The organism is Herminiimonas sp. CN (assembly GCF_000622895.1).
In the GTDB taxonomy this organism is placed as follows: domain Bacteria; phylum Pseudomonadota; class Gammaproteobacteria; order Burkholderiales; family Burkholderiaceae_D; genus AVCC01.
Window position 1 is genome coordinate 23,645 of the sequence record NZ_AVCC01000036.1, and the last position, 7,380, is coordinate 31,024.

A 7,380-nucleotide genomic window follows, 5' to 3' on the forward strand; every position below is an offset into this window, starting at 1 on the left:
GGATTTGGCGCATTCCATGTACATATATGAGTATATTTTATATCCGCAATTAAAATATGCGTAAAATGCGATGAAAATGCAAATACTCCTTATTTTCTGCAAAATTCAGGGCGGCCTGAGGGCGCTGCAAGCGGCCCGTGCCTTGCGTGGGCCATGCGCACCATCCGTTATTCAGTCATTCATTTCTTTGCGCCGGGCGGTGCCCGGCTTCATCCTGGCGAGACAAGCATGAGCATCCCTTTTTCCGCGCACCCGAACGATGGTCGGGACCAGGCCGATACCGGCCCCTTGTCCTGGGTCATGGGAGAAGTCCGCGATGCGCTGGGACGATCCGAACTGGCGCTGCTGGACGCGGTGGCGCAGGACGCCGATTCCAGAGCGACCGCGCTGCGCCATGCCAAGGCCCATTTGCATCAGGCCCACGGCGCGCTGCAAATGGTCGATCTGGATGGGGTGCCGATCGTCACCGAAGCGATCGAGCAATTGCTGGAGCGCCTGGCGGCGGCCGAGATCGGCTTGACGCCAAGCCATGCCGGCATCGTTGCTGACGCGTATCAGGCTTTGCTGGAGTACCTGGAGCATCTGCTGTCGGGGACGCGGCAGCAGGCGGTACGCCTGTACCCGTATCACAAGGCGATCCTGGAGGCGCAGGGTGCGAAGCGCATCCATCCGGCCGACCTGTTCTTTCCGCAGCTGGCGCAGCCGTTCGAATTGCCTGTCGCCGATCCGGGCCAGGCGCCGCAGCCGGTGTCGTATCCGGCCTTGCGTCAGCGGTTCGAAATGGCCTTGCTGCCATTCCTGAAAAATAGCGAGCCGGCGCCCGAAGCCGGCGCCGCAGCGGCCATGCGGGCAGTCATCGCAGAAATAGAGCAGGCCCAAACCGAACCGCCAGCACGCAGATTCTGGTGGGTGATGCACGGTTTTGCCGAAGCCGTATGTGCCAGGCAGATTGCCAGCGGACGGCTCGTCAAGCAAGCATTTGCCTTGCTCAACCTGCAGATCCGGCGCCTGGCCCAGGGTTCCGGTAGCATTTCCGAGAGCCTGTTGCGCGACGCCCTGTTCTTCATCGCGCAGATCGAGCAGCCTTCCGCCGCAGTTCGGTTGATACGCGCGGCGCACCGGATCGAGGCGGCGGTTCCGGCCGATTACGAAGTACGGCGTTACGGCCGGATCGACGGCGCAGCATTGCGCAGCGCGAAGGAAGGGCTGGGACAGGCGAAAAGCCTGTGGAGCCGGATTGCCGGCGGCGATGCCAGTGTTGCCGCATCCTTCGAGCGCGAAATGCAAACGCTGGCGGCAGCCAGTGAAAAACTGAATTCGCCTTCGCTCGCCAAATTATTGCGCGAACTCAACGGCATCGCCCGCCATGCCGCGCATTCCAGCCCGGAGCAGCGGATCTGCCTGGAGATGGCGACCGGCCTGCTGTTTGTCGAATATGCGCTGGATAACATCAGCCATCTGGGCGCCGATTTTTCCGAGCGTGCCGATGCGCTGTCCGGCCGCCTGGTTTCGGTTGTCGCCGGAGAGGCGCCGGGCCCGTCCGCGCAATGGCTGGACGAGTTGTCCGAGCAAGCCCGGCAAAGGCAGGCCCTGAGCGTGCTGGCGACTGAAATGCAAGCCAATCTGCGGCAGGTCGAAAAATCGCTGGAGGAATACTTTTCCAATCCGGCCAGGCAGGAATTGCTGCCGAAGCTGGCGCCGGCGCTGCACCAGATTGCCGGTGCGCTGGCGCTGCTGGAGCAGAACGATGCGATGCGCGCAGTCGAGCATGTCCAGGCTGCGGTGCATGGTTTTGCCGCCGTCCGGCCGGACGCGCCGGACCACCTGCAAGCGTACCGGGAGGTGGCGCAAAACGTCGGCGCGCTGGGATTTTTCCTGGAAATGCTGGCGGCCAATCCGCAGGCCGCGCGCAGCCGCTTCGTCTTCAATCCGCAGGAGGGCATTTTCCATGCGAACCTGCTCGAGAAAACCGGGCCAGCCGCTGCCGGGCCGATGCCTGCCGATGGGCAGCGCAGCGCCACCGTGGAGCAGGATCTGGCGCGGCACCGGCAGCAGGCCGCCGAGCTGGCCGACGCGCTGCTGGCGGCGCCGTTCGACAGCGGATTGCGGCAACGGCTTGCGAGCGCGCTGCACAGTGTGCGGTCGGATGCCGCCCTGCTCGATGACGGTGCGCTGATGCAGCGCATCGACGCCGCCATCGAGCAGCTGACGCAGCCCGGTTTCGTCGTCACGCCGCAGGCGCTGGAAGGGATTGCCAGCGCGGCCGCCGTCGCTCAGGTCGCTCCAGCCGCGGCGGTGGCCAGCGACGGCGCGGTTGATGCCGAATTGCTGGAGATTTTCATCACTGAAGCGCAGGAAGTGCTGGCTTTTGTGGCGCAGATTCTGTCGCAGTCGCGCCAGGACCGCCATAGCCAGGAGCATCTGGCCAGCTTGCGCCGTTCCTTTCACACGCTCAAGGGCAGCGGCCGCATGGTCGGCTTGAGCGTGTTCGGCGCTGCCGCCTGGAGCATCGAGCAGGTGATGAATCTCTGGCTGTCGGAGGCGCGCAGCGCCAGCGACGATCTGTACGCGCTGCTGGATCTGGCGCTGCAGCAGATGCAGCCGTGGGTGGCCGAAATCAGGTTGCACGGGCAATCCGGGCGCAGCGCCGATGCGCTGGTGCAGGCGGCCGAACGCGTGAAGGACGGCCAGGCGCTGGCATTGCCGGTTAGCGCGGCGCCGGACGCCGCAATGCCGTTTGCATCGGATGCCGGCCCGCTGCCCGGGGCGGCCCCGACTTCCAGCGTGATCGAGTTCCCGGCCAGCGCTGCGCCGCCTGAGCGGCCGGACGACAGCGTCAAGAGAATCGGCGAGGTCGAAGTCAGCGTGCCGTTGCACAATATTTATCTGGCGGAGGCCGACCAAATCGTGCGCCTGCTGTCGAACGATTTTTCCGAATGGCGGCATGAAGCGCAGCGCGCGGTCAGTCCGGAAGCGCTCAATGCCGCGCATTCGCTGTGCGGCAGTTCGGCCACGGTCGGCTTCAAGGGATTGCACGATCTGGCGCGGGCACTGGAGAAGCTGCTGCAGCAGCTGGCGCGGCAACCGGCGCTGCTGGAGGCCGAAGAGTTCGATGCCATCGATCAATACCTGGCCCATTGCAAGTCGATGCTGCAGACCTTCGCGCTGGGCGAGATGCCGCCGCTGCCGCTGGCGCAGATACGGCTGCTGGAAAGCCTGCATCGCCTGCTGCGGCAGCGGCGCGCGCCGGCGGCCGGCCGCGCGGAAGCCGAGGTCGCGCTGCCGGCAGCGTTGCCGGAAGAGCAGGTCTTGCCGGCAGTTGCCGGCGCGCCACCGGACGACGCCAATGCCTGCCCTGCCAGCGCTGCTGCGCTGCCGGTCCAGGATGCGCTCGACGCCGATCTGTTGCCGGTATTCATCGAGGAGGGGCGCGATGTGCTGCCGGAAATCGGCCGCCTGCTGCGCGCCTGGCAGCAAGCGCCTGCCGATGCCGGGTTGCCGCAAGCATTGCTGCGGGCGCTGCATACCGTCAAGGGCAGTGCGCGCATGGCCGGCGCGATGGCGTTGGGGCAGCATATGCACGAGATCGAAACCCGCGTCGGCCAACTGACGCAGGGCGGAGCGCCGATCGGGCTGGCGCTGGACGAACTGCTGGCCAGCCACGATTACAGCCTGAGCCTGTTCGAGCAATTGCAGCAGCCGGCGCCGGCTGCGCCTGGCGTGCCGGCACCGCTTGCTGCTCCGGTGCTGGCGCCGCTGGTGCGGGTGCGTGCCGACATCATCGACCGCCTGGTCAACCAGGCCGGCGAAATGTCGATCTCGCGCTCGCGGCTGGAAAACGAAGTCGGCACCCTGCGCGGCGCATTGTCCGAATTGACCGAAAACGTCAGCCGCTTGCGCAGCCAGTTGCGTGAGGTCGAGATGCAGGCCGAATCGCAGATCATGTCGCTGATGCCGCAATCCGGCCAGCGCGAATTCGATCCGCTCGAATTCGACCGTTTCACGCGTTTGCAGGAACTGACCCGGATGATGGCCGAGAGCGTGGGCGACGTCGCCAGCGTGCAGCAAAGCCTGAGCCGCACGGTGGAGCAGGCCGGCGCCGACCTGAGCAGCCAGGCGCGCCTGACGCGCGACTTGCAGCAGGATTTGATGCGGGTGCGCATGGTGCCGTTTGCCAGCATTTCCGAACGCTTGTACCAGGTCGCGCGCCAGGCCGGCAAGGAAGTCGGCAAGCGGGTCCATCTTGAAATCAGCGGCGCCGGGGTCGAAATCGACCGCAGCGTGCTGGAAAAAATGGCGGCCCCGTTCGAGCACTTGCTGCGCAATGCGATTGCGCACGGGATCGAATCGCGCCAGCAGCGGCGTGCGCTGGGCAAGAACGACGCCGGCGAACTGCTGGTGCAGGTGCGGCAGGAAGGCAATGAAGTGGTGATCCGGTTTTCCGACGACGGCCAGGGACTCGATCTGGCGCGGATTCGCGACAAGGCCAGAAGCGCCGGCTTGCTGGCCGACGGCAGCACGATGTCGGACGCCGATGCGATGGATCTGATTTTTCAGCCCGGCTTTTCGACTGCCGCTGAAGTCACCGCGCTGGCCGGGCGCGGCATCGGCATGGACGTGGTGCACGAAGAGGTGGCGACCCTGGGCGGGCGGGTCGAGCTCAGTTCGAGCGCCGGCCAGGGCGCCTGCTTCACGATCCGTTTGCCGCTGACGCTGGCGATGACCCAGGTGGTTTTGCTGGAGGCCGGCGGCAAAGCCTATGCGGTACCTTCGGCGCTGGTCGAGCAAGTGCAGCAATTGAAAAGCCAGGCGCTGGCCAGCGCCTACAACGAAGCCGGCATAGTCTGGCAGGGCAGCCGGGTGGAACTGCACAACCTGTCGGCCCTGTTGGCCGACGCGGCGGCAATCCCGCTGGCGCAGCAATATTCTCCGGTGATCATCCTGCGCAGCGGCAACGACCGGGTGGCGATCCATGTCGACAAGGTGCTTGGCAACCGCGAAGTGGTGGTCAAGAATATCGGGCCGCAACTGGCACGCCTGGTCGGGATTGCCGGCGCCACCGTGCTCGGCAGCGGCGAGATCGTGCTGATCCTCAATCCGGTGGCGCTGGCATTGCATGCGGCGCGGGCCGGCCAGCGCCTGCCGCGATCCGATGCGCCGGACGGCCTGGGCGCGGTGGCCGAGCTGTCCGATCCATCCGATCTGCCGGGCAGCCCGGCGGCGCAGCCGGTAGCGGGCCTGCGCACCCAGCGCCGCGTGATGGTGGTCGACGATTCATTGACGGTGCGCCGGGTCATGCAGCGCCTGCTGACGCGCGAAGGGTATCAGGTCGCGCTGGCCAGGGACGGCGTCGATGCGCTGCAGCAGCTGCAGGCCATCACGCCGGACGTGATGCTGGTCGACATCGAAATGCCGCGCATGGACGGCTTCGACCTGACCCGCAACGTGCGCAGCGATGCGCGCACCCGGCACATCCCGATCATCATGATTACCTCGCGCACCGCCGACAAGCACCGCAATTACGCCATGGAGCTGGGGGTTGACGCCTACTTCGGCAAACCGTTTCAGGAAGATGCGCTGCTGCAAGCGATTGCGCATCACATCGAGGCGGCGGCGCCGGCCGGCTGACGGCGTTTGTATTCCATTCTGCGCATTCGTGATACAAGGGCATGTATTTTTTAATGCCGCCTATATCCATGCGGCAATCATGGTGTTTTTTGATATACCCGCAGTATTTTATTTTATGCGGGATTAGAGCAGCGGCGGCAAGGCCCGCGCCTGCTCGCGCAACTGCTGCCTGGCGGCCGCATATTCGGGATAGATCGACGCCACCGTGGCCCAGAAGCGCGGGCTGTGGTTCATTTCGCGCAGATGCGCGAGTTCGTGTGCAACCACGTAATCGATCAGCGTCAGCGGAAAGTGGATCAGGCGCCAGTTGAGGCGGATTTTGCGCTGCGAGGTGCAGGAACCCCACTGGGTTCTGGCCGAGCTGAGTGCGAACGAGTGGTAGCTGGCGCCGAGCTTTTCCGCGTAATGCGGCAGGCGCTGGTTGAACAGCCGTCTGGCCTGCGCCTGCAGCCAGCGTTGCAGATGGATTTGCAGCTGTTGCTGGCTGCTGCCTTCCGGCAGGTGCAGGTGCAGTTCGCCCTTGATCGCATCGAAGTCGATGCGCACGGTGCGGGTGTGCCAGAGCCGCAGCGTCAGGTGCGCGCCGAGGTAAGGCAGCAGGCTGCCGTCGCCCCATGCTTGCTGACGGTGCTGGGGCTGCAGCGCGCGTTCGCGGCGTTGCTGCAGTTTGCTTCTGATCCAGTCCTGCTTGCTGCGGATCGCATCCTCGATCGCCGCCAGCGTCAGCCAGTCGGGCGCACTTACGCGCAGGCCTCGGTCGTCGATCAGGAAGCCGATCGAGCGGCGCCGGGAGCGGCGCAATGCATATTCCAGCACTGCGCCGTCGAGCGCGACGCTGCGTCGCACGACGCTCGGGACGGTTTTTGGCACGGTCTGGTTTTGCAGCGGGGTGGCGCAGTTATCCGGCGGCGTTATTTGCCGGCGTAGGCGGCCGGCGAGATCACCCGCATTTCGGCTTCGATCCAGCTTTCCACCAGTTGCAGCAGGCTGTCCGGGGTGTGGCCCTCGGGCGAAATCGGCGGCCCGATCGAAACCGTGACGGTGCCGGGCTGCTTGACGAACGCGTTCTTCGGCCAGCATTCGCCGGAATTGAGCGCGATCGGCACCACCAGCGCCTTGGTCTGGATCGCCAGCCGGGTGCCGCCGCTCTTGTACTGCCCCTTCTTGCCGACCGCGATGCGGGTGCCTTCCGGGAACATGATGATCCACTGGCCGTCGGCCAGACGCCTTTTGCCCTGGGTGACGATGTGCCTGAAGGCATTCTTGCCGCTGCTGCGGTCGATCGGGATCATCCGCAACAAGCCCAGCGCCCAGCCGAAAAACGGCACGTACAGCAGTTCCTTCTTGAACACGAAGACCAGCGGGCGCGGCATCATGCACAGCAGGAAAATCGTTTCCCAGGCCGACTGGTGCTTCGGCATCAGGATCACCGGCGCATCCGGCAGGTTGTCCCAGCCCTTGAAGCGGTAATCGATGCCGCACACCGCTTTCGCCAGCCAGATCGCGAATACATTCCAGCGCGAGGTGACGTAATAGCGCCGGTTATACGGCAGCGGCGCGGCCAGCAGGCAGACGCAGGCCCAGACCGGGGTGACCAGCAGCAGCACCATTACAAAAAACAGCGAGCGCAAGAACAGGGTGGTGCTGCGTAGCATCGGGTCTCCAGAAGGGAAAGGATTTAACGTGGAAGTCGCGTGGCGACGCACTTCGTTTCCCTCTTCCGGGCGCGGGAGAGGGGTTGTGGGTGAGGGC

At 65.1% G+C, this 7,380-nt stretch carries 3 protein-coding genes; 1 reads left to right on the plus strand and 2 read right to left on the minus strand.

All coding sequences use genetic code 11. The annotated features are described in order from the left end of the window. The first annotated feature begins 228 nt into the window (after positions 1–228). Entirely contained in the window at positions 229–5,628 is a 5,400-nt protein-coding gene (locus HMCN_RS0109615; protein ID WP_025917188.1) for an Hpt domain-containing protein, read from the plus strand. Between the two features lie 123 nt (positions 5,629–5,751). Here the strand turns inward: HMCN_RS0109615 and HMCN_RS0109620 are convergent, their stop codons facing one another. Beyond that, the gene (locus HMCN_RS0109620; protein WP_238552072.1) at positions 5,752–6,498 is read right to left on the minus strand and encodes a M48 family metallopeptidase; all 747 of its coding nucleotides are present in this window, start codon (positions 6,496–6,498) and stop codon (positions 5,752–5,754) included. Between the two features lie 41 nt (positions 6,499–6,539). Beyond that, positions 6,540–7,283, minus strand: coding sequence for a 1-acyl-sn-glycerol-3-phosphate acyltransferase (locus HMCN_RS0109625; protein ID WP_025917190.1), 744 nt, complete (start codon positions 7,281–7,283; stop codon positions 6,540–6,542). Positions 7,284–7,380: the final 97 nt, after the last annotated feature.

Bases quoted from the DNA above. Each gene is read 5' to 3' on its own strand.
- HMCN_RS0109615 (WP_025917188.1), top strand. From the start codon at position 229: ATGAGCATCCCTTTTTCCGCGCACCCGAACGATGGTCGGGACCAGGCC.
- HMCN_RS0109625 (WP_025917190.1), bottom strand. From the start codon at position 7,283: ATGCTACGCAGCACCACCCTGTTCTTGCGCTCGCTGTTTTTTGTAATG.